The sequence below is a fragment of the Poseidonibacter sp. genome (assembly GCF_041821165.1).
In the GTDB taxonomy this organism is placed as follows: Bacteria; Campylobacterota; Campylobacteria; order Campylobacterales; family Arcobacteraceae; genus Poseidonibacter.
Window position 1 is genome coordinate 1 of record NZ_JBGUES010000016.1, and the last position, 26980, is coordinate 26980.

A 26980-nucleotide genomic window follows, 5' to 3' on the forward strand; every position below is an offset into this window, starting at 1 on the left:
GTAGCAGAAAAGAAAAAATGGATTTTTTAGAGAAACCCCATGAATTAAGCAATATTAAAAAAGTTATTGGTGTTGTAAGTGGAAAAGGTGGAGTAGGAAAATCTCTAGTTACATCAATGCTTGCAGTAACAATGAGAAGACGTGATTACACCGTTGGAATTTTAGATGCAGATATTACTGGTCCATCAATACCTAAAGCATTTGGAGTAAATGAAAAGGCAAAAGGTAACGGATTTGGAATATTGCCATCTAAAAGCAAGACTGGTATTGATATTATGTCTGTAAATCTTTTGTTAGATAATGATACAGACCCAGTTATTTGGAGAGGTCCAATAATTGCTAATACAGTAAAACAGTTTTGGACAGAAGTTATTTGGAAGGATATAGATTACCTATTTATTGATATGCCTCCTGGAACAGGAGATGTACCTTTAACTGTATTTCAATCAATACCTGTAGATGGTATAATTATTGTAACTTCTCCTCAAGAACTTGTTTCAATGATAGTTGAAAAGGCTGTTAAAATGGCTGAAAACATGAATATTCCAATTATAGGTATCGTTGAAAACATGTCATATTTCCAATGCCCAGATTGCAATAAAAAATACAATGTATTCGGAGACAGCAATATAGAAGAAGTTGCGAAAAAACATAACTTAGAAGTTTTGGCAAGACTTCCTATAGACCCAGTAATTGCATCTTCATGTGATAAAGGATCTATTGAGTTATGTGATGATGATTTATTTATTAATATAGCAGAAATCTTAGAAAAAAATGAATGGAGGAATAAATAATGAAAATAGCAGTAGCAAGTGAAAAGGAAATGGTAACTGAACATTTTGGACATTGTGTTAATTTTAATATTTTTGAAACAGAAAACGACAAGATTATTAGCAGCAAATCTATAGAGAATCCTGGTCATAAACCTGGTTTCTTACCAAACTTCTTGAATGAATTAGGAGTTAATGTAATAATAGCAGGTGGAATGGGCGGTGGAGCCATAGACATATTCAATGAAAAAAATATTGAGGTAATTATTGGCGCAAGAGGAAATGCAAAACAAGCTGCTGAACAGTATCTTTTAGGTGCTTTAAAATCAACTGGCTCAGTTTGTCACGAACATCAACATAGTGACCAGTGCGAAGAATAAAGTAAATAAAATGGATAAGTAGATTTAAGGGAAGGGCAATGATACCTTTCCTTTATTTTTAAACAAACTTCTGCTTGTTAAAAAAATCGATTATTGATTGTCGCTAAGATGTAACAATCTATGAAATGAGGTGAAAAAAATACCTAGACCTAGAAAATGGAGAAAAGTATGCGGTCTACCTAACAGCAATCGGTATGGACCATTAGATTCTCCGGCACAAGGAGAGCATTTTGTTGTTATGACCATTGATGAATATGAAACAATAAGGCTTATTGATTTAGAGGGATTATCCCAAGAAGAGTGTTCCAACCAAATGAATGTGGCTCGTACAACCGTACAGGGTATTTACAGTGAAGCTAGAAAAAAAATAGCAGAATCTTTAGTAAACGGAAAAGTTCTCAGAATTGAAGGCGGAGATTATAAGCTTTGTGATGGTGAAGAAGAATGTTTAAATAGTGAAGGCTGTCACAGGCACAGATATGGAATAAGATTTATAGATGGAAATGACACAGAACAAAATTAGAAACTTCACAGAAATGAGAAGGAAGATTTTTGTTTGTAATAGAAATGTTGAATATTGCATAGAAAAATTGTTAAAATAAAGACAAAACTTATTTATTTTAGTAAAAATAAAAAAATCCCAATTTTAGGTAAAAGGGATTTTTTATTTAAAATAGTTATTGACATATGTCAAATAAAGAGTATAATAATAATATAGATGACATATGTCAATAATAAAAGGAGGAACATTATGCCAAGAGGAGATGGAACAGGACCAATGGGAATGGTTCCAAACACAGGTAGATGTTTTGGAATGAGAAACAACTTTTATAATTATAAAAGTTCTTCAACAACAAAGAGAAATACTTAAAAATCGTCTAGAAATCATCAACTAAGAGTGAGATGGTTTGAAATGATATAGCAAATGTGTATTTAATGATTATTTAATTAAGAAAAGAGGCAAATTATGAAAATTGCAATACCAGCAGAAAATAAATCTTTAAGCAGTAATGTATATGAATCTTTTGGAAGAGCACCATATTTTCTTTTTCACAATACAATAACAAAAGAAAGTGAATTTTTGGACAATAGTGCTGTGATTAGTCAAGGAGCTGCAGGAATTAGAGTTGCACAAGTCATAGCAGATAACGGCATAAAGGCTCTTATTACGCCAAGATGTGGAGAAAATGCACAAAAAATATTGAAGAATGCTGAAGTATTTGTTTATAAATCAATACCAGGAACTTTGCAAGAAAATATTGATGAGTTTTTATCAGATAAATTAACATTAATTTCTGAATTCCATTCTTCTTTTCACGGACAGAAAGATAATTAATTAAAGAAGAGAATAGTAATGAGCAAAAATAAAAGGGCAAGAATAACGAAAATCTTGTCTTTTTTTTTGTAAAAGTTACAATTAATTATTGCATTAAAAATTTGGTTCTGATATAATAGAAAAATAAGTAAATATATTACTGTGACTGGAAGTAGTAAGTCTGTACATATTTTTAGAGAGTCGTTAGACGGTGAAAGATGACAATATGAGAACTGAACTCGTCCATGAGTATTTGAAGCGAAAAAAGTAGTTTCAAACGGTTATTGCCGTTAATATAATGAGTGAGGCATAATGCCTAATTTGGGTGGTACCGCGGAGGATCTTCGTCCCAGCAGGGAGGAAGTTTTTTTTATGCGAAAAGAGAGAACAAATGTATTTTAAAATGAAACTTTTACAAAATTTAAAATTTATGGAGGAACAAAATGAAATCATACAATCCACATTCCATTGAAAAAAAATGGCAGGAAATTTGGGAAAAAAATGAAACTTTTAAAGCACAAGATAATTCCGAAAAAAAGAAATTTTATGGTCTGGTAGAATTTCCGTATCCATCAGGAGTAGGTCTACATGTTGGCCATATTCGTGCATATACATCTCTTGAAGTAATTTCTAGAAAAAGAAGGTTGGAAGGATTTAATGTATTATTTCCAATTGGTTGGGATGCTTTTGGACTTCCAACAGAAAACTATGCTATGCAAACAGGTAAACATCCAAGAAAAGTTACCGATGAAAATATTAAAGTGTTTACAGCTCAATTAAAGGCAGCTGGGTATTCTTTTGACTGGACTAGGACTGTGGATACTACAGACCCTAACTATTACAAATGGACTCAGTGGATATTTGTTCAATTATTTAAACATGGATTGGCATTTAAGGATAAAACATATGTAAACTTTTGCAACAAATGCAAGGTTGTACTTGCTAATGAAGAGTCTCAAAATGGTGTGTGCGATAGATGTGGAAGCGAAGTTGTACAAATGGAAAAAGATGTTTGGTTTTTGAAAATCAGAGAATATGCTGACAAGTTGCTTGAAGGATTAAATGAAGTAAATTTTCTTTCTAGAATAAAACTTGAGCAGGAAAATTGGATAGGTCGTTCTTATGGTGCTGAAGTTGATTTTAAATTTAAAGATATAGAAGAAAATTTAAGAGTATTTACAACTAGACCAGACACATTATATGGAGTTACATTCATGGTTATATCTCCAGAACATCCATTACTTGAAAAATATGCAGATAGAATTGAAAATATAGATGAAATTCATGAATATCAGGAAATGTCAAAAAAGAAAACTGAATTTGAAAGAGTACAACTTGCAAAAGACAAGACTGGTGTTGAAATAAAGGGATTATCAGTTATAAATACCGTTTCAGGGGAAGTAGTTCCTGTGTGGGTTGCTGATTATGTTATGATGGGCTATGGAACAGGAGCTATAATGGGTGTTCCAGCACATGATACTAGAGACTGGGAATTTGCAAAGAAATTTAATATTCCAATAATTGAAGTAATTGCCGGTGGAAACATAGAAGAAGAAGCTTTCACAGATGTTGAAGACGGTGTAATGGTAAACTCTGGCATGTTAAACGGAATGCGCGTTAAGGAAGCAATTGCTAAAATAACTGATTTCTTGTTGGAAAACAAGTTGGGTGAAAGAAAAACAAATTACAAAATGAAGGACTGGGCATTTAATAGACAAAGATATTGGGGTGAGCCTATTCCAATAATTCATTGTCCACACTGCGGTATGGTGCCAGTTCCTGAAGATGAATTACCATTGCTTTTGCCTGATGTTGAGGATTATCAACCTACTGAAACTGGAGAATCACCTCTTGCAAATATTGAAGAATGGGTTAATGTTAAATGCCCTGTATGTGGAGAAGATGCAAAGAGAGAAACAGATACAATGCCTCAGTGGGCAGGTTCTTCATGGTATTTCTTAAGGTACATGGATCCAAACAACCACGATGCATTGGCTTCTCAGAAAAATTTAAATTATTGGGGACCAATTGACTGGTACAACGGTGGTATGGAGCATGTTACGAGACATTTGATTTATTCAAGATTCTGGCACAGATTCTTATATGACATTGGAGCAGTTCCATTCCCAGAACCATATGCAAAAAGAACAGCACAGGGACTTATACTTGGTGGTGACGGAGAAAAAATGTCTAAGTCAAGAGGAAATGTTGTAAATCCTAATGATATTATTGATGAATTTGGAGCAGATACTTTAAGAGCATATATCATGTTTATAGGAGACTATGAAAAATATGCTATATGGAATGATGCAAGTGTGAAGGGCTGTAAGAGATTCCTTGATAGGGCATGGAAAATGCAAGATATGCTTACTGATGAAAAGGGATATTCACAAAAGCATTTAACATTAATGCACAAAACAATTAAAAAAGTCAGTGAAGATTATGAAGCGATGAAATTTAATACTGCTATTGCAACTATGATGAGTTTTGTAAATGAAATATTCAATGATGGTTTTACTACTAAAGATGAATTAAAAACATTTATAACACTGCTAAATCCTGTTGCTCCTCACATTACAGAGGAAATTTGGCAAGAGCAAAATTATGGTGGAATGTTAAATCAAGCGAGCTGGCCAGAATGGAATGAAGATAAAACAATTGATGAAATAGTTGAACTTCCAGTTCAAATAAGTGGTAAAGTTAGAGGGAAAATAACATTGTCAAACGATGCTGACGTAGAAACTGCAAGAAAACTAGCAACTGAAGATGAAAATATCAGCAAATATATAGAAGGAAAAACAATAGTAAAAGAAATTTATGTACCAGGAAAAATATTTAATATCGTTGTTAAGTAATCAAATATTAAGAATTTAGAAAACTTAAAAACATGAAAAAACAAGGAACTCATTTGTTCCTTGTTTTTAGTTGTAAACAATCACAAAAAAAGTTGAAAATTAGGTTTGTTTTGTATTATTTTGCTTGTGCGAAAATGCAAAGAATGGTATTATAAATATGTAGAAGAACACAAATTAATTAAATATTAAAAAATCGATAATTGAATTTGTGAAATTTTAAGAAATAGTTTAAACTATGAAATCTAGGGTATCTATTATTATGTATCGCCGAATAAAAATGCGAGGCATTCTATCAAATATGAAGGATTTTTTTTATGCTTATTATTCGGTACAAGGGATGTCTGATTTTAATCAGATATTTTGTTATTTATTAAGGTTTATTTGTTTTAAAAAAACAAAAAACAAAAGAAATATAATATAATTCAATTGAACTAGGGAGGAAAAGGAATGAACAGAAAAAAATTTATAAGTTTAACAATTGCACTTTTTATGCTTGTGCAGCTAATGGTACCTTTGAATTTTGCAGGGGCTGAAACAACAAATATCGTTTCACAGGACAGCGTAAAAAAGGTTACTGTACTAGCTCAATCAAGTGATGCGGTTCTAAAAGATATTACGGAGATTGATGATTATGAGCCGCAAAATGGAGATACAGTTACAATTAAAATTGATATAGTATTAGATGCATTGCATAACTATGGAGAGGGGTCCATACTCACATATGAACTTCCATCAATTTTTAGTGGTGTAAATGGTTCTGGTGCTTTAGGAACAGTTGGAACTTTTAATATAATAGACGGTAAAGTAGTCGTTACATTTAACAGTTCGATTCGCGATGATGCAAATCAAGGGTTACCAGTAACAGACGCTTCTTTAATTGTTGGAGCGGAATATAGTGAATCTAATGAATTGTTGGAATATGTGTTAAAATTACCGGGGCAAGACGATATTATAATAAATTTTAAGCCTGCGGAAGGAAATTCAATTACTAAAGAAGGGACAGCTGAAAACAACGGAGTAAGCAGTAATTTTGTAAGCTGGGTTGTAGATGTCAATACTGAACTAAATACTCTTTCTAGTGCAAGTTTTAAAGATATATTAACACAAAAAAGTTCTGCAGGTAAACACACTTTTGTAGTAGCTTCACTTACTGTTTATGAACTTAATGTAAATGCTAAGGGTGAAGTTTCGGCAAGTACAACTCCAGTAGCTATAACTGCAGCATATAATACGGAAAACACTGAAGTATCATTTGATCTACCAGATGGGAAAAAAGCATATCGAATTGAATATGAATCTAAGATTGACGAAAATGATTCTGATGAGGGTGAAGCTACTTATGAAAACAAATCATACCTAACAAATAATGGTAATACTAAAAATACAACTGATTCAGTAACTGTAAAATGGGGTACGCCTTTAGAAAAGTCAGTTGTTAGGTCCAATAGTTATGGAGCAAGTGCTGAATGGACTGTAAAATATAACTTTAACCGAAAAACAATTGTTGCATCATCTGCTAAGCTTACAGACAAAATTACAGGTGACCATGTAATTGATGATACAGTAGGTGTTAAAGTATATGATGAAAGTAATGAGCTTATAAGTAGTAGTTTATATACAGTAACTATTGATGCAGATAAAAAAGGATATACTTTACAATTTAACAATGATGTAACTGTACCATATCTAATTAAGTATACAACAATTAAATCAGATTACTTTGTGTCAAGCGGTACAGTATCTAATATTGTAACAAGGGATAATGATGGCAAGACTAGCAAATCAAGTTTTAATTACAGTAATCCAGCAATTACTAAAAGCTCAACAGGAATTGACTATAATAATAAAACAATGGACTGGAAAATTGTAGTAAATCAAGATTCTTATCCAATGAAAGACGTAGTTATTACCGATACATATGCTGGTGAGGGAATGGATTATAAGGATGGCACCTTGAACGTAACTGGGTTGACAGAGGGACAATACACATTTACAGATAATGGTGAAACAGGATTTACTTTTACTTTAACTCCTGGATTAACAATAAATACTCCTTTTACCATAAGATTTACAACAGATTATAAGATTTATGATGTAGGTACAAATGAAAGAACTTACAAAAACACTTCTGCTGTTAAGTGGTATGTGGGAGAAAAAGAGTACAATTCGTCAGCAACGGCTCAGGCAAGTATCGATGCAAAACAAAAAGCAAATGGTTTTAAGAACGGAGCATATAATTATGAAACAAAGAAATTTAATTGGACTGCATTAATTAATTTTAATAGTAATACTCTTGAAGAGGCCATATTTAAAGATTCATTACCAGCGGAACAAGAAGTAATACTAGACACTATTAAAGTGCAACCTGTAACTTTAAATGCAGATGGTAGTTATAATTTGCTTGGGGAACCTACTACTTCAGCAGCTATTACATTAGATCCAGCAAAAAATGCCTTTGAAATTTCTATGGGTACAATTACTGGACCATATGTTATTACTTATACATCCTTTGATGCTGACAATTTCTTTCCTGATACAGAAGGCAATGTAAAAGTTAAAAATGATGCATATTTATTTGATGGAGATGATGAGAATTCCAAATTCAGTGCTGAAGTAACAGTTGCCTACACAAATGAAACAATAACGAAAGAGGGCAGCGGTTTTAATAACACATCACTGATAAATTGGAATTTCAAATTAAATTACAGTCAGTCTCAAATTTCTGAGGTTAAAGTTGTAGATACTGTAGGAAAAGATGCTGACGGAAATCCAAATCAATTTATATTGGAGGATTCTTTCAAAGTTTACGAGGTTAAACTGGCAGGTGAATTGAACAACGGTACACCTACAGAAACTAAAACCTTAGTAGCAAATGATATTTATGACGTAAGTTTTGACAACATAAATGGTACATTCACTCTAACTTTTAAAGATGAAATTACAAAAGCATACTATATTGAATATCAATCTATTTTCTTAGGAGCACCAAATGAAAGTATATCTAATGAAGCAAAATTAACATATACTAGCACTAGCAGTAGTTTTGAAGAGACTACTAAAAAAGATTTTAATTACTTTTTTAGCGGCTCTGGTTCTACAAAAAAAGTTCAATTGAAGCTAGTTAAGGTTGATGATAGGTCAGATGAAAAACTAAATGGAGCTGAATTCTCTCTTTATAATTCAAATAATATTAAATTAATGGAAGGAACTACTGATGTAAATGGTGAAATTCTTTTTCCATTAAAAATAGGAGAAGGCATATACAATTTAGTAGAAACAAAGGCTCCAGAAGGATATTTTACTAATGACAATCAAACGATTATTTTGAATGTAGATTCTTCTGTAGATGGAGTTCAAACGGAGTTAATATACAATACTAAGACTAAAGCAGATATTGAGCTTATTAAACAAGATGAAAATGGTCCTTTATCTGGTGCAGAGTTTACATTGCTTAATGGTGACGAAATTGTAGGAACTGCAGTTACAAGTGGTTCTGATGGAAAAATTGTTTTTAAGGATGTTGAAAATGGCATATACACAATAAGAGAAACTAAAGCACCAACGGGATATAAGGCAGTAAATGATATAAAGGTAGAGGTTGTGATTACCGAAAGTGAAAAAAAAGTTGAAATAATATTTAATGATGGAATTGGATCTCAAAACCCATTCATTGTAACAGATGAACTTGTGGATGTTTATGGAGATGTAGTTTTAAATAAAACTGATAGCGTAGGTAATCCATTACCAGGAGCAGAATTTACAATATATGATTCTGAACAAACTGCTGTAGAAACGGCAACTTCAGATGAAAATGGAGATGTTAAATTTGAACACATGGCCCTTGGAACATATACAATAAAAGAAACTAAGGCACCAGATGGATATTATAAATCTTCAGATGAAATTACAGCTGTTATAACAAGAAATGAAAACTTAATAGATGCAGATGTGGAATTAATGGTTAATGATGAAGTAGTAAGTAGTGTAACTGTTGAAAATTATACAATAGATTTTGAAGTAATGAAAACTGATAAAAATGAAAATCCATTATCAGGTGCAGAATTTACACTTTATGGTGAAAATGATGTAATTGTTCAGGTGGTTGAATCAAATGATTTTGGTGAAGTAAAATTCACAAAAGTACCAATTGGAAACTATGTAATAAAAGAAACTAAAGCCCCTTCAGGTTATTACAAATCTGAAACGGTTGTATCAGTTGAAGTAAAAGAAAATGAAGAACCTGAAGGCGCAGAAGTAATAATTACTATGGACGAGCAGCAAGTTGATGGAGTTGCAACTTTTGTAAATAGTAGAATTCCTAGCAGTTCTCCTATTCTTGGTAAAATTGCAATTAAGAAAACAGACGAAAACAACAATGTGCTTAAAGGAGCAGAATTTACTTTATATGATGAAGACGGTATAGCTGTAGAAATGGGAGTTACTGGTACTGATGGAATACTTGCATTTAAAGAGATCGCATTAGGAAACTATATAATCAAAGAAACAAAGGCTCCTGATGGATATGTATTGTCAGATAATGAAACAACTGTTAAAATCAACAATGGTGAAACCAAAACTTTTACATTTGAAAATGAAAAAGAAGTAGTTCCAGTGTTTGGTGAAATAGAAATCATAAAAACTGATGAAGATGGAAAAATGATTTCAGATGCATGGTTTAATTTATATGATGAAAACGGCAATGTTTTGGAAAATATGAAAACAGTTAACGGTCGTGGTGTATTTGAAAATGTGCCATTAGGTGTATATACAATAAAGGAAACTCAGGCTCCTGAAGGATATGAGTTAAGCAGTGAAGTAATCAAAGTTACTGTTGCTGATGCACAAATGATTACATTTAATTTTAAAAATAAATTAAGTGAAACTGGTGTAATAACAACTACAAGGGGAAATATTTTAATAAATAAGGTTGATGAAGATTCGCAACCATTAGAAGGAGCAGAATTTGCCCTTTACAATGAAAGTGGAGAACTGTTAAGAACCGTAATATCAGATATTAATGGTAAAGTGATGTTTGACAATCTTTCTTCGGGAACATATTCAGTAATGGAAATGAACGCACCTGAAGGATATGAATTGGTTTCTAAAGCAAAAGTTGTTGAAATAACTGATGCTAAAACATATACTTACAAATTTACCAATGTTTTGTCTGAAACTTTAATAGATGATCCTAATGTTCCAATGGGTTGGGAAGAAATTGAAGATCCAATTGTTCCTGAAGGCAATGTAACGTTGCCTGACACTGGTTCAATATTAAACACATGGATTTTGCTAGTCATAGGTATTATGCTGATTCTAGCAGGTACAGTATTGATTAAAAGAAAAATTATAGGTTAATAAACCAATGGGAGGAACTTTAGTTCCTCCTGTTTTAAAAGGATAGAATTTATGAAAAAATATTTTCCATATATTTTAATTGGTGCAGGCATTGTAATAATAATTGTTGCGCTGTTTCAAAATATAACAACTGATTATTATCAGCATAGAATCATGGAAGAATACTCGGAGTATATAAGCGAGTTAAAAACATTAGAAACCGCTGACAAGCAAGAGCACTCCGAAATTGAAAATGAAGAAAAAATTGAAATTTCATCTGAAAAAGAACAAGAGGATGAAAAAGAACCAAAGACTGTAGAAGACGAAATAAATGAACGCAAAAAATTATTTGGTGGTCAAGAAATTAGTGGTATAATTGAAATCCCCAAAATTAATGTGGGGGCAGCCATACTTGAAGGAACTGATGACAAGGCTTTAAAATACGCAGTGGGACACTACCCAGAAACAGCAAATCCTGGGGAACAAGGAAATTGTGTATTGCTAGGACACAGAAATTATGTGTATGGGCATTTTTTTAGAAGAATAGACGAACTTGAAATAGGAGACGAGATTATTATAAGAAAAGATACATACACCTATACCTATGAAGTTACTGAATCTTTTGTTGTTAGCCCTGAGGAAACTTGGGTTTTAAACGATACAGGGAATGCTGAAATAACTATGATTACGTGTACACCTATAGGAATATATACTGATAGATTAGTTGTAAAGGCCGTTCTGTTAGATGAAGGTTCTAATAATTGAAAAACAATTTAACATGGTTATTGCTAAAAGCCTTCTTTTGGACTTCAGAACATTTATCACCCCTTTTCATATAATATAATATGAAAAGGGGTGAATTTATGAATTCATATAATTATGAAAAATATATAGATACTTACAAAAAATATCCACTTTTAAATGGATATTTAGACTACTTTAAAAACAACGATTTAACGCATCTAGGAAACTGTTCTTGCAAAAAATCTTATTTTAGGGTACTCAGCACATGTGCTGATAAATCATTGAATATACAAATCAATGAAATACTTATGGCAGAAAATTTGAAATCAGGAGAATACACAAGATATGTTCAATTTGCACCTGGAACCTATCATATTGTCATTCATGAATCATGTGGAAATGAGAAAATAATATTTGAAACAAATGTAAATATAGATAAAAACTTAGCTTATACTGGTGTAATCGCAATAGATGAAAAAGACCCAACAGATATTAATATATTAATTATTCCAGAAGCTAAGGAAAACTTTATTCCTAGGACGTTTTCAACAGTGAAAATGGCAAATATGTTATTTGATTCAGAGAATTTCGAATTAGCAACTTCGGATGGTACAGTTTTGTTTTCTGGTATAAATTACGGAGATGTATCAAACAATGTAGCAGTTCCAACGGGAACTTATCAATTAGTTTTAAGAACGCATGATGGTAAAAATAATTTACTTAAAGTTCCAAATATTGATTTTGCTCCTAGGATGCATTACACATTGTTTGTTGTAGGTAAAGAAAGTAATAATTGCAATATTAAAATTATAATTCCTGAAGAGGGGGTTAATTATCTAGATATATGTTGAAATAAAAACAAGCGTTGCTGCTTGTTTTTTATTTCAACAAAGCAATTATTTAATTGCACTGCAATGTTTTTGTAATTATACTATAAATGTAGTCTATAACAATATGTGTAAAAAAACTGTGAGTATAGCTTGTTTAGGTATTGACCAAGCTATATTTTTATTACATACAATTGGACAAAAATTTACTTCAACTTTTTATGAAATGATTATACTAAGTATGAAATTTAAATAGATGTTGAATTATACGAACATTTATTGTATAATTATTAAAAATATTCGTACGGAGATAATATGAAAAAATATAAAAGAAACCAAAGAATCGGCGCATTAATGAAAATTTTTTCTGAAAAACCAAACTATGTATTCTCTTACAACTATTTTTCAGAACTTTTTAATGCTGCAAAATCAACAATAAGTGAAGATGTTGCAATAGTCAAACAGCTTGTTTGTGAGCTTGAATATGGGAAAGTCGAAACAATCTCTGGAGCATCTGGTGGGGCTGTGTTTATTCCAATTATGGGGATAAAAGAAAAAAAGGATATTGTATCAGAATTATGCTTGCTGTTTTCTCAAAAAAATAGAATATTGCCAGGTGGATTTATTTACATGACTGACATATTCAATAACCCTAACATTGTTACCAATATAGCAAAGATTATTTCTTCGGAATTTTCTAATATTAAAATAGATTATGTTATTACTGTTGAAACAAAAGGCATACCTGTTTCAGTAATGACTGCTCAAAAATTAAATGTTCCAGTTGCTGTAATAAGGCGAAACAACAAGGTAACAGAAGGGTCAACTGTAAGCATCAACTATGTTTCTGGCTCGTCAAATAACATTCAGACCATGTCTTTATCTCGTAGGTCTTTAAAAGAAAATTCAAAAGTATTGATTGTTGATGATTTTATGAAGGGTGGCGGAACTTGCAAAGGAATGTCTGACATGATGAGAGAATTCAATGCAGAGGTTGTAGGGACTGCTGTTGTAATAGAAACAAAGACACCAGAAAAAAAGTTAGTTGATAGCTATATGTCACTTTTAGTGCTTAATCAAATAAGTGAAAGAGAAGGAATAATAGAAATAGAGCCAAATTATAAATTGTTAAAATAATTTCATATTTTTTTTCCCAAAAATGAATATATTTTTTTGCATTTATTAAATAAACTTCTTCTATTGTAGGATGTTCTTTTGAGCATAAATTAAAAATTCCATTTTTATCTATTTGTATTATAAATTTTAAAGCATTTATAACATCATCTCTATGTACATAGTTTACTTTTTTGTCTTTAAAATCTACAACTTTATTTGAAAAATATTTTCCTGCAATTCTATTTTCACCCATAAGACCAGCACATCTAAAAATAATATCTGTTTTGTTTTTTATTAACTCTTCTGCATCAAAAACAATTTTTGAAACACTATTTTTTATTTTAAAATCTTCAGTAAAGTTAGCGTTTTCATTTGGATATATTGAAGTGGAACTTATAAATATAATCTTTTTTATATTAGCTATTTTTTTATGTGAATAAATTTTATCTAAAAATTCAAGATAGTTTTTTGATTTTGTTGGTGGGAAATTAATAAATAAATAGTCTGTATCTAATAATTCATCTAAAAAAGAAAAATTATCTTCGTTTAATAAATAAGGAAAAAATCCCTCATTTATTAAATCATCATATTTATCTTTTGTTCTAATAGAAACTTTAACTTTATAATTAGCTCTAAGCTCTCTTGCTAATGCTAAACCTAAGAAGCCTGTACCTAAGATAGAAAAAGTTTTCATTTATCTTTTTCTTTTAGCTCTTTAACTTCACTTCTTAAAGCTTTTATCTCTTCAAGTAATACATCAAGTTTTAAACTATCTGCATGTATTTCTTCTTTCATTTCACTCTCTTGAAGTTTTTGCATTTCTCCAATAATAACAGCAACAAAAAGATTAAAAAATACAAATGCTGCAATAATTACAAATGATACAAAATAAACCCATGCCCATGGATATACTTCCATAGCTTCATACATTACATCTGTCCAATCTTCAAAAGTAAGAACTCTAAATAGTGTAAGCATAGATATTAAGAAATCTTTCCAAAGCCCAGATGGTAAATCTACAAAAAAGAAACTTCCAATAATTGCATAGATATAAAAAATAATAAACATTAAAATCACAATATCAATAATTGATGGTACTGCTTTAATTAACATATCAATAATTGATTTTAATTCAGGTCTTGCTGTAAATAATCTTAAAATTCTAAATACTCTCATAAGTCTTGCAATTGCAGCAAAACTTGATGATTCTAATGGTAAAAGAGTAATAAATACAATAACAAAATCAAAAATATTCCATCCTGATTTAAAGAAATTTAAAAATCTCTTTTCAGCAACCATTTTAATTGCTAATTCAAAAACAAAATATACAGTTACAAAATGATCTGCAAAAGTTAAGAATAAATCATACTCTCCTTTTACCTCATCTAATGTTTTAAATCCTAATATTGAAGCATAAGCTAAAATAATTAGTGTTGTTAAATTTGAAAACCATTTTGAATCTCTAACTTCTTGTATTTTTTCCATCGCTGTCATTAGTTATTCCTTGATTAAACTATAAGCTACAATAAGCCATGAAATAATCAGTAATGTTCCACCAATAGGAGTAATAGCACCTAAAATTGGTAAATTAAGAAGTACAAGTAAATATAATGAAAATGAAAAGATAATCATTCCAATAACAATTAGCCATGCTGATATAATTAATTTTTTACAATCAGGTTTCATACTAATCATAAATGAAACAGCAAAAAGTCCAAGTGTATTATAAAAGTGATAGTCAATTCCTGTTTTATAAACAATAAGCATAGAATCGCTAACTATAGATTTAAGACCGTGAGCACCAAATGCACCCAAAGCAATAGCTAAAGCCATCATAAATGATGAAATTGCTAAAAATTTTTTAGAGTTTTGATTTAAAATCATGAATACTTCCCAAAAGATTAATTTTGGCGAAGTATATCGAAAAAAGGTTAATAAATTATTTTACTATTCCGCTATTTTTTTAGCTTTTTCTTTTGATTCTTTATCTTTAGAAAAACCAGCACCTTTTTTCTCTTTTTTCTTTAAATCTAAATCATTGATTAATGATTTAAAATCAACATCATCTTGATTCATCTTTGCAAAACAAGCAGCAATCGCAGCAATTGCATTAGGAACTTCTTTCTTCTTTTTATAAGCTTGAATATTTTTTTCACTAACTTTAATTAAAGCTGTAAACTTTGGTATTGTAAGCTCTGCATCTAAAAGTAATTTTTTGAACTCGATAAATGTCATTTATATTCCCATATATTAAATTTTAATTATTATACAAAACTAAGCCTTGAAGTTTCTGAAAATAATCAAAATAATATATAGAAAATATATATTTTATAGATAAAAGTACTATTTTTACTTTTAATTATACTACGTCAACTTCCCAGAAGAAATCAATCCATTCATTTGCTTCTCTAACTGAATAATCAGGTTTTAAAACAGCAGTACTTTTATAAAATAATGTTGCTAATTTAAATTCTACATTAGGAAATTTTGCATGTAATAGTTTTAAAATTTCTTGCATAGTTTCACCTGAATCAACAATATCATCAATAATTAAAACTCTTTTTGCATGAGAAACATCAGGAATATTAAATACATTAAATGTATCTAATTTTAATTCACCTTCATAATGAATAGAATTTAAAGAGTATAAGTTTCTCATATCCATTGCTTGTGCCATTAAATGAGCAAGTGTTAAACCACCTCTTGCTACTGCTAATAAAACATCAGGTTCATAATCTCTACAACTATTAACTAACTTTTGAGTGTCTTCTTTAAATAAATCATAACTATAATATAGCTTTTCCAAAAAAATTCCTTATAAAATAAATGCTAATGCACTAATTAGTGTTATTACTAAAATTCCAATATTTAAATCACTAAACTCTTTTTTAGCTAATTTAATTATTGTATAAACTAAAAATCCTGCTGCTATTCCATTTGTAATAGAAAAAGTTAATGGCATTAATATAACAATTAAAAATGCCGCTGCACTTGTAGCTAAATCAGAATCTTCAAAATTGATTTTTCCAAGTTCTGTAAACATTAATACACCAACTACAACTAATACAGGATAAATTGCATTTGAAGGAATTGATTTAAATAATGGCAACATAAACAAAGTTGTAACAAAAAACATTGCTGTAAATACAGCAGTTAAACCAGTTCTTCCACCAGCTTCAACACCTGATGCACTTTCAATAAATGCAGTAGTAGTAGAAACACCTATTAAACTTCCAGCCGTTGTAGCAATAGCATCTGCTTCAAGTGTTTTTTGTAATGATTTATCATCTTTATTATTTTCTTGAAATAATTTAGCACGAGTTCCAACACCTGTTAGTGTTCCTAAAGTATCAAACATATCAGTAATTAAAAATGTAATAATTACAGGTAATAAAGATAAAGAAAGTGCACTCATAATATCAAGTTTCATAAAAATTGGAGAAATTGATGATGGCATTGCAATCACCTCTTTAGGAATTTCTCCTAAACCAAAGAACCATGCTACAATTGATGTAATTGCAATTGAAAAGATAAACGCACCCTTTAATTTATAAGCATAAAAAGAAAATGCTAAAATTAAACCCAATACTCCAAGTAAAACATTTGGATTTGAAAAATCACCTAATGATACTAAAGTAGCTTCATTACCAGTAATCATTCCCATTTGTTTTAATCCAACAAAGGCAATAAAAGAGCCAATACCAGCACTAATAGCCCGTCTTAAACTCATAGGTATAGAAGTCATAATCCATACTCTAAAATTTGTTAAGGATAAAAGAACAAATAATACACCAGATAAGAAAACAATACCTAAAGCAGTTTCCCAAGGTATTTTCATTCCTAATACTAAACCATATGAGAAATAAGCATTAAGACCCATACCAACACTCATAGCAATTGGTGTATTACCCCAAAGTCCTGAAAACAATGTTGCAATTATAGTAATAAGTGCAGTTGCAGTTACAACCGCATCCATTGGTAAACCAGCATCAGCTAAAATAAACCCATTAACAGGAACTATATACATCATTGTTAAAAAGGTAGTAAATCCAGCAGAAAACTCTGTTCCTACTGTTGTATTACGTTCTTTTAATTTAAAGAAGTTCACAAAGATATCCTTATTTTTTAAAATCAAGCGCAAATTATACTCAAACTTAAGTAAATTTTAATATAAAAAACAGAATTAATTACATATATTTTCTAATTTATATAGAAAATATACATAAAATAAGTGACTTATATACATAAAATATGAATTTTACTTATTAAAATGTTGATAACAATCAATGCTTTTTATTTCTAAAAATAATACAATATATAAAATTATTAATTGGGAGATTAAAATGTCATTATTAAAAAATGCAGAAAAAATTGAAGTAGAAGGTTCAACAGTTGATTTTTATAAATATTATGAAGATGAAACTACAAATTATTATTTTGACACTTCAGATTTTGCAGCTCCTGAACCAATGCTTAATGCCATGGCTGGATTACAATTACTTAAGGATAATTTATCAAAACTCATTATGATTAACACAAAACCACCAATGGGTTTATTTCCAAGAATCCAAAAAGAATTTAAATATGATATTCAAGATACAGAAGAAGGAAAATACAAAATTATATTTTCTCTTAAAGAAGGAAGTAATAATCAAACAGATTTTACAAATAACTCATGTTCAGGATAAAAAGAAACTTGAATTATAAATTCAAGTTTCTGCTATGATTAATATAAATATTATTTAACTATTTGATGTAGTTTAGAACACTGTCCTAGGTAAATATCCATACCACTCATATCATTCATAATATCTAAGAAACTATGGGCATGAGCATTATATACATAAACAAAGATTTCATCACCTCTTTTTAAGAAGTTCTTTTTCCCAAAATCTGTATATGCTGTTGCACCAGCTGCAATTAAAATTCCCTTAGCACCATCTATATTTTTTAAAAATGGTGGAATACTCTCTAATGGTCCACAATCTTCTTGAGTATTAAATTTATTAATAATCCAATCTTTTAATTGTTTATAAAAATAACTATATGAAGATACAGCACATGTAGTACCATAATCATGTAAGATTCCATCTCTTCTAATAAAAGAAGCAATATGATAATCTTTTAATACACCTTTTTCATCAAAAGAATCAATTGGAATAATATCTTGTGAAATACCTTTTGTATTTTCACCCCAGTTCTTTTTTGTACTTAATTTATTTCCATCATTTACTCTAATTGAACAATCATTAAATGCAGAAAAATACTTAGGTATTAAATCAACAATTTTTCCATCTTCATAAACAAAATCACAAATTAATGCTACTTCTGCTTCTACTTGTAAATTTTTATCTTCTTTATCATGTGCATAAATAACTTCATCACATATTGGGTATGTTCCTAAAAAACTTTCATGTCCTTTAATATAAAAAGGGAATAGTCCTTTAGGAGCATCTTTTTCTTCTGTTTGAACAACAGAGAATTCATCTGCTTCACCAGCTTCACCTAAGTGATTAGCAAAGTTTCCAGCAACTGCAAAACCTAAATAATCTTTTAAATCGTCTAATAACATCAAATTTCCTATAATAACATTGTCTATATTTTGTTGAGAAAGAATAGCATTTATTACTTCTTCTTAAAGTCAAAGTTTGAATCTAGTTTTTTAGTATAAGGATTATTTTAGGAGGGTGTATAAAGTAGAGTAAATAAAGAGTATTAACTACAAAGGCCTAAGCCTTTGTAATTAAATAGTTCTCCATTTAGCAGGACCTGTAGTGTGAATAGATACACCCTCAGTGTCGACTGCAACAGTAACAGGCATGTCTTTTACTTCAAATTCGTAAATAGCTTCCATTCCCATTTCTTCAAATGCAAGTACTTTAGCATCTTTAATTGATTGAGAAATTAAATATGCAGCTCCACCAGTTGCAATTAAATACATAGATTTGTACTCTTTAATTAAATCAATTGTAGGTTGTTTTCTTTCAGCTTTACCTATCATTCCCATGATTCCAATTTCCATCATGTCTTTAGTAAATTTATCCATTCTTGTAGATGTAGTTGGTCCCGCTGGTCCTACTTTTTCATCTCTTACTGGATCAACTGGTCCAACGTAATAAATAAATCTATCTTTTAAATCAACACCATTTGGAAGTGGCTTACCAGCATTTTTGTACTCAACAATTTTTTTATGAGCAGCATCTCTTGCTGTTAAAATTTTTCCTGATAATAATAAAGTATCACCTGATTTAAATTGAGATAAGTTCTCTTTTGTTAAATCTTCAATATTAACTTTTTTAATACTGTCAATTGGTAATTCAATATCTGGCCAAATATCTAAATCTGGTTTTTCAAATTTAGCTGCACCTTCTCCACCTTTTAATTTAAAGTGAATATGTCTAGTAGCAGCACAGTTAGGAATCATAGCAACTGGTAAAGAAGCAGCATGACAAGGGTAATCTAAGATTTTAACATCAACAACTGTTGTTAATCCACCTAAACCTTGTGCACCAATTCCAATTTTATTAATATCTTCATAAAGTTTTAATCTTAATTCTTCTAAAGCATTTTGAGGACCTCTAGCTTTTAATTCATGAATATCAACGTGACCCATTAAAGACTCTTTTGCAAGAAGCATAGCTTTTTCAGGATTTCCACCAATTCCAATACCTAAAATTCCAGGAGGACACCATCCAGCACCCATTTCTCTAACATTTGCCATAACCCAATCATAAATTGAATCACTTGGATTTAATACTGCAAATTTAGATTTATTTTCACTTCCACCACCTTTAGCAGCAACAGTAATATCTAATTCATCTGAATTATCTACAGTTACATGAATAACAGCAGGTGTATTATCTTTTGTATTTGTTCTTTTTCCTGCAGGATCAGAAACAACAGAATATCTTAAAGTATTATCTGGATTAGTATAACCTTTTGCTACACCTTCATTTAAAACATCAACTAATTCTTTAGTTAATTCTAGGTTAGCATTTAAACCAACTCTAACAAAAATATTCACAGAACCCGTATCTTGACATAATGGTCTATGACCTAATGCACACATTTTAGAGTTAATTAAAATTTGACCAATAGCATTTTTAGCAGCTTCTGATTCTTCATTTTCATAAGCCTCAACCATTCCTTTTACGAAATCTTCTGGGTGAAAATATGAAATATATTGACATGCATCAGCTATACTATCGATTATATCTTGTTGTTTTATTACGCTCATCTTTTTCCTTTTTGCTTAGAAATTACAATATTATACCAATGAGTAGATGAAAAAAACTTTTTTTATTAAATAAAATAAATTTTATTTTTAAAAAGTGTTATCTTTTCACATCTAAGAAAGATATGGTTTTAATGATATAAAAATTAATTTTTGAAATTTTGCTTGTGTAAGTGTACTTAAGACCAAAAGGTCTTAAGTAAAAGGGTAATTAAGAGAAGAATCTTTTTGAAACTTCATCTTTTAATTTAGCTCCTGAATAGTTAGCTCTTTGAACTAATTCCCAGAAATATCTGTAAGTTGCTCTATCGTGTAACTCACCATCGTACTGGATTGGTCCCCACTCAGCATCTTGAGCTGCAAGTAAAATATTTTGTGCAGCTTCTAATTCTGTAAAGTCTGGTTTCATTGCATCAACAATAGCCTGAACTTGTGTTGGGTAAATAGACCACATTCTTAAGAATCCGAACTCATTTCTAGCTTTTTCAGCATCTTTGTAAGTTTGGTATGGGTTTTTTAAGTCTAATGTAACATTATGACATGGAATAATATGATTTTCTAATGCTGCTTGAACAACTTTTGCTTTTGCTGCTGCAATTAGTCTATGATCAAATTGTCCTGGACTTCTCATACAAGAAGCAGGAATTGCACCTTGGTAACCAGATACGAAGTCCATTAAACCAAAGTCAAGAACTTGTACCCATGGTAAAGTTGCAGTTTTTTCTACATCTCTTAAAGCACCATGTGTTTCAATTAAAACGTGAATTGGGATTTCTCTTGAAATTCCAGCTTCTTTACATTTAGCTTGAATATATTCAACTTGAGTTTTTGCATCTTCATAAGAAGTTGATTTAGGAATAGTAATGTATGCTAATTTTTCACCAGCACCAGGTACTAAAATATCAATATCTTGTCTCCAATCTGGATGATCAAAATCGTGAATTCTTGTTCCAGCCATTCCATATGGGTTAGCATCAGAGTTAACAACTCTTACGATCATTTCAGCATGTTCAACTTCTTTACCAGTTTCAGCTCCATCTTCACAATCACAAGTGATATCAAAAACAGGTCCTAGTTTTTTTTGCATCTCAAAACCTTTTAAGATTAGCTTTTCGCTACCTGCAAAGTGCTCACAAGATGGGATAATTGGTAAATTGTCTCCAGAACCAAATAATGCTTCGTTAGGGTGTGTCATAATATTTTCCTTTTGTTAAATTTAATTTTTTGTTATTCTTAGTCTTCTTTTTATCATAGGAAGTAAATTCCTATTAAAAGAAGCCTGTTCTTAGAACTCTCTTTTGGAAAACTCTAAAGAAGGCAACGAGTTGCCTTTAATCTTTACTTCTTAGCTGTTTTTTTCTTAGGGATTACAACTGTGTAATCTAAATCAAGTACTACATTTTTTAAGTACTTACCATCTTCACCTTTTGGATTTTCAATCTCATCTGATTTCTGATTTTTTACAGCAACCGTTCTTAATCTTAATAATCCAATATCTTCTCTTTTATGATCAATTGTTTCTAATACTTGCGTATAAGCATAAATTGTATCACCTGCATAAGTTGGGTTTGCATGAGCACCTGAATTAATAGCATACATAAATTGTGCATTTTGTAAACCATTAAATGAAATTGCTCTTGCCATTGAAATTACAATACCACCATACATTAATCTTTCACCCATTGGTGTAGATTTCATCATATGATCATTGAAATGTACTTTTGCATTATTTTGGTATAACTTAGTTGCTAAAGTATGGTCACTATTATCAACTGTAATACCTTCAGGGTGATTTAATCTCTCGCCTACTTCATAATCTTCGAAGAAATATTTACCACCAGTAGCATCTGTATCAACACATTTAATTTCTGGTAAATTAATTTGATCTAAAATAGGAGTAGTTTCTGCAAAAGTAGGAACTTCATTTATACCACTTGAAGTTTCCTTATCTTTTTTATGAACCATTACCCATCTTTTAAAATTAAGTACTTCAGCACCATCTTGATTTACACCAATAGAGTGAACATATACAACTCCACTTTTTCCATTTGAATTCTCTTTTAATCCAATAACTGATGAAGTCATAGAAACTGTATCACCAATATAAACAGGATTAGGGAATGCAATTTCTGCATAACCTAAGTTAGCAATTGCATTTAAAGAAATATCTTGAACAGATTTACCAAATGTTAAATGAAACATTAATGTATCATCAATAGGTCTTTTATCAAATCCCATCTCAAATGCAACTACATCAGATGAATGTAAAGCAAATCTAGAACCTGTAAAAGCGATGTATAAAGATACATCACCTTCACTAATTGTTCTAGGAAGTGGGTGAATTATTTTTTGACCAATTGAGAAATCTTCAAAAAAGTTTCCAATATTAATTTTAGACACTTATATCTCCTTATTTATTAAATAGGTTTTGACCTAATGATTTATATGTTTCATATAATGTAATCATTTTGTTTGCCCATTTAATTCTTTCACCATCAACTAATTTATTATTAAATAAAATTACTTCTTTACCAGCTTTTCTAGCTTCTTCGTAAGCTTTAATCATTTTTTCATAATCTTCAACTTCTGATTGTTTTGGAGTAAAGATATCATTAATATACTCAATTTGAATTGGGTGAATTAATGACTTACCATCAAATCCTAAGTTAAATGCATCTTTAGTTGAATCTTCACAAGCAAATTCATCATGTACATCAAAGTGAGGTCCATCAATTACAGTTTTATTGTAAGCTTTTGAAGCTAATGCAATTTGCGATAAGTAATTAAACATCGCTTTTGAACCTTTTTTAATATCAATTTGAAGTCTATTTGCAAGTTTATTTGAACCTACTACAACAACTTCAACTCTAGGAGATGCTGCACAGATTTCTTGAATATTTAAAACTGCTAATGGTGTTTCAATCATAATCATTAATGATAATGATGGATTAACTTCTTCAATTAATCTTACTGCTTCTAAAACATCTTCTTTTGATTCAATTTTAGAGAATAATAAAGCATCAAGTTCAATATTTTTTGCTAATTCTAAATCTTTTGCTAAATCTTCACTTCCTAGATTATTAATTCTAAGAACTCTTTCTGATTCACCAAATTTAGCTCCATCTTCTTTATAAACTTCTGCAATTACAGCTCTACCAGATTCTCTTTGTTCTTGTAAAATTGCTTCAAGATCAAAAATTACAGTATCAGCTAAAACAGTTTTTGCTTTTTGAACATTATGTTTATTGTAAGAAGGAACAAATAACATTGATCTTCTAGCTTTATATTCAATAACTTCTTCACCTGTTTCTTTTGCATGATATTGGTCATGTAATTGTTTAACAAGCTGTTTTCTAAGAACTTTACCATTTTTAGTTCTTGGATAATCTTTCATACCAAAAATAAATTTAGGTGCTTTATATTTTGCTAAATTATCTTGAGCAAATTTTAATATTTCAGCTTCTTTTTCTTCACTTAAATCTTCATATCCGATTACAGAGATAGCTACAAGTGTTTTACCTTTTTCTATATCAAGACCAAAAGCAACACAATCAGCTACGGCATCATGAGTTTTTACAACTCTTTCAATTTCATGTGGAGATACTCTAAATCCCATAGTATTGATAATATCATCTTTTCTACCAACAAACCAGATATAACCATCTTCATCTCTTTTAGCGTAATCACCTGTAAAGAAGTATCCATCATGTTTTGCTTTTGCAGTTTCTTCTTCTAATTGCCAGTATTCTAAGAATAAACCTGGATCATCTTCACCAATAGAGATCATACCCTCTTCACCATTTGCTACTTCTTCTAAAGTATCTGGATCTAAAAGTTTAACTGTATGTCCTGGTTGAACAAATCCAGCAGACCCTGGTCTAATTGGATTATTTTTAGAGTGAGAAATATAGTATGAACACTCAGACATACCAATTGCTTCATAAATATCTTGTTTAAATTTATCTTGCCATAATGCAATCATCTCATCTGATAAATGCTCACCAGCTGACATACAATATCTCAATGATGGACAATCTTCAATTGTAAAATCTGTTTTTTGTACAATTTGTCTATAAATTGTTGGAACTCCAATAAAGATAGTACATTTATGTTTTTTAATTAACTCAATCCAAGTTCCTGCATCATTACCACCTTCATAAGCAATAACAGTATGACCATTAAATAATGGATCCATTAAAGCAGAACCTAATACATAAGTCCAGTTAAATTTGCCAGAGTGCATGATTCTATCATTCTCTTTAAAATCAAACCAATACTCAGTTGCAGGAGTTCTTCCAACTAATGATCTATGTGAGTGTAAAACACCCTTTGGATAACCAGTTGTTCCTGATGTATATACTAAATATGCAGGTTCACCTGATTTTGATTTATAATGATTTGCTGTAGTATCAGTTTTTTCTAAAATTTCTGAAAAACTATATACATTCATTCCTTTTGGAATACTTAGACCATCAGTTGAATCAATACCAGCAACAATAATAGTTTTTAAGTTATCAAGATTTTCTAAGTAAGGTACTAAGTTATCATACATAGTTGCTGATAATACAATAGCACTCGCTTGTGAATCTTCTGCTAAATATTTAACTTCAGAACCTGATAATAAAGTTGAAGTTGGTACAGCAATAATACCTGCTTTAATAGCTCCAAAAAAAGAAATAGGATAAGCAAGAGAGTTTTTTAAACAAACTAAAACTCTATCTCTTGCTTCTAAACCTAAACCTGTTAAGAAGTTACAAATTTGATCAGATTTTTGTGCTAAATCTTTATATGTGATTTCATCAGTACCAAGTTTATCATCTTCAATAATCATAGCAGTACTATTCTCTTTAGGTGTTCCCACGTGAGAAGAAGTACAAGCTACTCCAATATTTAAAAACTCAGGTACATCAATTTTTACAGTTGAACTCATAATAACTCCTTATTAAATTTGACCGTATGGCCAGTTTTCTTTAAATGTATGAATTGGCATTCTATTAAGAACAGATAATGCAAATATTTCATCTTCTTTATTTAAACTTCTAAGTGCATAAGCTCTTAAAATATTTTGTAATGCTTTTCCAAACATTGGAGGGTCAAGCATTTCACCTTTATATCTAATTGCACCAGATAATAATGCATCTGCTTTTATAGCTTCTTTTAAAACAATAATATCATGCTCAAGCTCTTTTGGACTTGGTGTAAATGCAACTTTACAAACATTAATATGATTTGGTGTAATAACTTGTTTTCCAGTTAATCCCATAGCATTTTCTCTTAATGCATGTGAATATACATGTCTAGAAGCATCATCACCATGTAAATCTAACCATCTTCTAATATCTTTTTTCTCAACACAATGATCAGGTAAAGAGTGTGGTGTTAACATAACTTCAACTCCACCAATAACTCCAGCACCTTTAACTCTTGCTTCCATAGTAAGCATATTAAAGAAAGTTTCTAACTCATCAATCCAACCTTGTGGTGTGATTTTATAAGCCATAGCTTTAGAGAAATCGTGAATTCCAAAAACAACATGTTTAACAGTTGAGTGTTCCATTAATCTATCTGCAATTTGTAATGATTTAGGATGCTCAATAATTGGTTGAATTGTTAAATTACTTCCAATTGAAACTAACCAAGAAGATAAATCTCTAATTTCAGCTGAACCATAAACTTCTCCAGCTTTTGCTAAAACAATTACATCAATGTATTTATGAATTTGCTTTAACATTTTTAAATCTTCTTCATACTCATCTGTTCTGAATGGATTAATTCTTACAGCAATTTGAAATTTTCTTTCAGGAAACTTTGGTAGTTCTTGAATTAAAAGTTCTCTACTCATCTCTTTTTGTCTACAACCATCTTCTAAATCAAATAGTACAGTGTGTGCTTTTGTTTTATAAGCATGTTTTTGTAATCTTAATTTAGCTTGTTCCATACTTTCATATGTTCCATCAAGTGGGTTAAATTTAATTGGCGGGTAATAAATTTGAATACCAGGCCAGTATCCACCTAAAACTGGTGTCAAATCATCATTTGCTGTTAACTTAGATAAATCTATTGCAGAAGTCATTTCATCTACCTTTCATTTTTTGTTTTTTTATTATGTTTTTTAACTTTGTGATTATAGCCGCAAAACTGATAGGAAAGTTATACAGCATTTAAAATGAATTGTTTTAATATAAAAAAAAATAGTATTTAAAGTTAAGATTAATTTTATCTAAGCTTATAAAAGCCTATAAAATAAGGGGTTTAGCAATATTTAAAAAGATGATTTTGATACATTTCTTATCTATTCTGTTAATTTTTAATTTTTAATTTTTATGAAATTTTGAAATTTTTACACATTTTTTAATAAAAGTTTGTTTTTTTATTAAATAAAAAAATAATAATTTTCTAAAGATA

General features: G+C 30.1%; 23 protein-coding genes and 1 other annotated feature. Of the genes, 11 read left to right on the top strand and 12 right to left on the bottom strand.

What is annotated here, in order from left to right; genetic code table 11:
- From ACERKK_RS02780 to purR, 10 genes are all read left to right on the top strand, one after another.
- Positions 1 to 794 (top strand): P-loop NTPase (locus ACERKK_RS02780; protein ID WP_373771552.1); only part of this gene is annotated, 794 nt, incomplete at its 5' end.
- Positions 794 to 1150: a NifB/NifX family molybdenum-iron cluster-binding protein gene (locus ACERKK_RS02785; RefSeq protein ID WP_373771553.1), complete on the top strand. Its 357-nt coding sequence runs from the start codon at positions 794 to 796 to the stop codon at positions 1148 to 1150. The genes ACERKK_RS02780 and ACERKK_RS02785, both read left to right, overlap by 1 nt.
- A 130-nt stretch (positions 1151 to 1280) precedes the next feature.
- Complete coding sequence (locus ACERKK_RS02790; RefSeq protein ID WP_373771554.1) at positions 1281 to 1673, top strand: DUF134 domain-containing protein; 393 nt, start codon at positions 1281 to 1283, stop codon at positions 1671 to 1673.
- A gap of 228 nt (positions 1674 to 1901) precedes the next feature.
- The gene (locus ACERKK_RS02795; protein ID WP_373771555.1) at positions 1902 to 2021 is read left to right on the top strand and encodes a DUF5320 domain-containing protein; all 120 of its coding nucleotides are present in this window, start codon (positions 1902 to 1904) and stop codon (positions 2019 to 2021) included.
- Between the two features lie 96 nt (positions 2022 to 2117).
- Positions 2118 to 2486, top strand: a complete 369-nt coding sequence (locus ACERKK_RS02800) for a NifB/NifX family molybdenum-iron cluster-binding protein (protein ID WP_373771556.1) — start codon at positions 2118 to 2120, stop codon at positions 2484 to 2486.
- A gap of 132 nt (positions 2487 to 2618) precedes the next feature.
- Positions 2619 to 2820, top strand: a binding site (T-box leader).
- Positions 2821 to 2908: 88 nt separating this feature from the next.
- Positions 2909 to 5320 carry a leucine--tRNA ligase gene (gene leuS / locus ACERKK_RS02805; RefSeq protein WP_373771557.1) on the top strand — a complete coding sequence of 804 codons (2412 nt, stop codon included), beginning with the start codon at positions 2909 to 2911 and terminating at the stop codon, positions 5318 to 5320.
- Positions 5321 to 5767: 447 nt separating this feature from the next.
- Positions 5768 to 10675, top strand: coding sequence for a SpaA isopeptide-forming pilin-related protein (locus ACERKK_RS02810; protein WP_373771558.1), 4908 nt, complete (start codon positions 5768 to 5770; stop codon positions 10673 to 10675).
- Between the two features lie 51 nt (positions 10676 to 10726).
- Positions 10727 to 11419 carry a class D sortase gene (locus ACERKK_RS02815; protein ID WP_373771559.1) on the top strand — a complete coding sequence of 231 codons (693 nt, stop codon included), beginning with the start codon at positions 10727 to 10729 and terminating at the stop codon, positions 11417 to 11419.
- Between the two features lie 98 nt (positions 11420 to 11517).
- A complete protein-coding gene (locus ACERKK_RS02820) occupies positions 11518 to 12249 on the top strand; it encodes a DUF4397 domain-containing protein (RefSeq protein WP_373771560.1) in 732 nt (243 codons plus the stop codon).
- 291 nt (positions 12250 to 12540) lie between these two features.
- Positions 12541 to 13362 carry a pur operon repressor gene (purR, locus tag ACERKK_RS02825; RefSeq protein ID WP_373771561.1) on the top strand — a complete coding sequence of 274 codons (822 nt, stop codon included), beginning with the start codon at positions 12541 to 12543 and terminating at the stop codon, positions 13360 to 13362.
- Here the strand turns inward: purR and ACERKK_RS02830 are convergent.
- From ACERKK_RS02830 to ACERKK_RS02855, 6 genes are all read right to left on the bottom strand, one after another.
- Positions 13298 to 14035 (bottom strand): hypothetical protein, encoded by a 738-nt coding sequence (locus tag ACERKK_RS02830; RefSeq protein WP_373771562.1) that lies wholly within the window; start codon positions 14033 to 14035, stop codon positions 13298 to 13300. The genes purR and ACERKK_RS02830 overlap by 65 nt on opposite strands.
- On the bottom strand, positions 14032 to 14835 hold the full coding sequence (locus ACERKK_RS02835; RefSeq protein ID WP_373771563.1) for an ion transporter: 804 nt from the start codon (positions 14833 to 14835) through the stop codon (positions 14032 to 14034). Before ACERKK_RS02835 ends, ACERKK_RS02830 begins: the two co-directional genes overlap by 4 nt.
- Positions 14836 to 14838: 3 nt before the next feature.
- Positions 14839 to 15225 (bottom strand): DUF423 domain-containing protein, encoded by a 387-nt coding sequence (locus ACERKK_RS02840; RefSeq protein ID WP_373771564.1) that lies wholly within the window; start codon positions 15223 to 15225, stop codon positions 14839 to 14841.
- Between the two features lie 63 nt (positions 15226 to 15288).
- A complete protein-coding gene (locus tag ACERKK_RS02845) occupies positions 15289 to 15576 on the bottom strand; it encodes a hypothetical protein (protein WP_373771565.1) in 288 nt (95 codons plus the stop codon).
- Positions 15577 to 15700: 124 nt separating this feature from the next.
- A complete protein-coding gene (locus ACERKK_RS02850) occupies positions 15701 to 16147 on the bottom strand; it encodes a phosphoribosyltransferase (RefSeq protein WP_373771566.1) in 447 nt (148 codons plus the stop codon).
- A 9-nt stretch (positions 16148 to 16156) separates the two neighbouring features.
- Positions 16157 to 17449, bottom strand: a complete 1293-nt coding sequence (locus ACERKK_RS02855; RefSeq protein ID WP_373771567.1) for an NCS2 family permease — start codon at positions 17447 to 17449, stop codon at positions 16157 to 16159.
- A 235-nt stretch (positions 17450 to 17684) separates the two neighbouring features.
- Between ACERKK_RS02855 and ACERKK_RS02860 the strand changes: the two genes are divergently transcribed.
- Positions 17685 to 18029 (top strand): hypothetical protein, encoded by a 345-nt coding sequence (locus ACERKK_RS02860; protein ID WP_373771568.1) that lies wholly within the window; start codon positions 17685 to 17687, stop codon positions 18027 to 18029.
- A 50-nt stretch (positions 18030 to 18079) separates the two neighbouring features.
- Here the strand turns inward: ACERKK_RS02860 and ACERKK_RS02865 are convergent, their stop codons facing one another.
- From ACERKK_RS02865 to ACERKK_RS02890, 6 genes are all read right to left on the bottom strand, one after another.
- On the bottom strand, positions 18080 to 18913 hold the full coding sequence (locus tag ACERKK_RS02865; protein ID WP_373771569.1) for a DUF5718 family protein: 834 nt from the start codon (positions 18911 to 18913) through the stop codon (positions 18080 to 18082).
- A gap of 171 nt (positions 18914 to 19084) precedes the next feature.
- Complete coding sequence (locus ACERKK_RS02870) at positions 19085 to 20578, bottom strand: fumarate hydratase (RefSeq protein WP_373771570.1); 1494 nt, start codon at positions 20576 to 20578, stop codon at positions 19085 to 19087.
- A 208-nt stretch (positions 20579 to 20786) separates the two neighbouring features.
- Positions 20787 to 21770, bottom strand: coding sequence for a CoA ester lyase (locus ACERKK_RS02875; protein WP_373771571.1), 984 nt, complete (start codon positions 21768 to 21770; stop codon positions 20787 to 20789).
- A 143-nt stretch (positions 21771 to 21913) separates the two neighbouring features.
- Positions 21914 to 22975 (bottom strand): MaoC family dehydratase, encoded by a 1062-nt coding sequence (locus tag ACERKK_RS02880; RefSeq protein WP_373771572.1) that lies wholly within the window; start codon positions 22973 to 22975, stop codon positions 21914 to 21916.
- Between the two features lie 10 nt (positions 22976 to 22985).
- Positions 22986 to 25505: an aldolase/citrate lyase family protein gene (locus tag ACERKK_RS02885; protein WP_373771573.1), complete on the bottom strand. Its 2520-nt coding sequence runs from the start codon at positions 25503 to 25505 to the stop codon at positions 22986 to 22988.
- Between the two features lie 12 nt (positions 25506 to 25517).
- Positions 25518 to 26648: a CoA ester lyase gene (locus ACERKK_RS02890; protein ID WP_373771574.1), complete on the bottom strand. Its 1131-nt coding sequence runs from the start codon at positions 26646 to 26648 to the stop codon at positions 25518 to 25520.
- Positions 26649 to 26980: the final 332 nt, after the last annotated feature.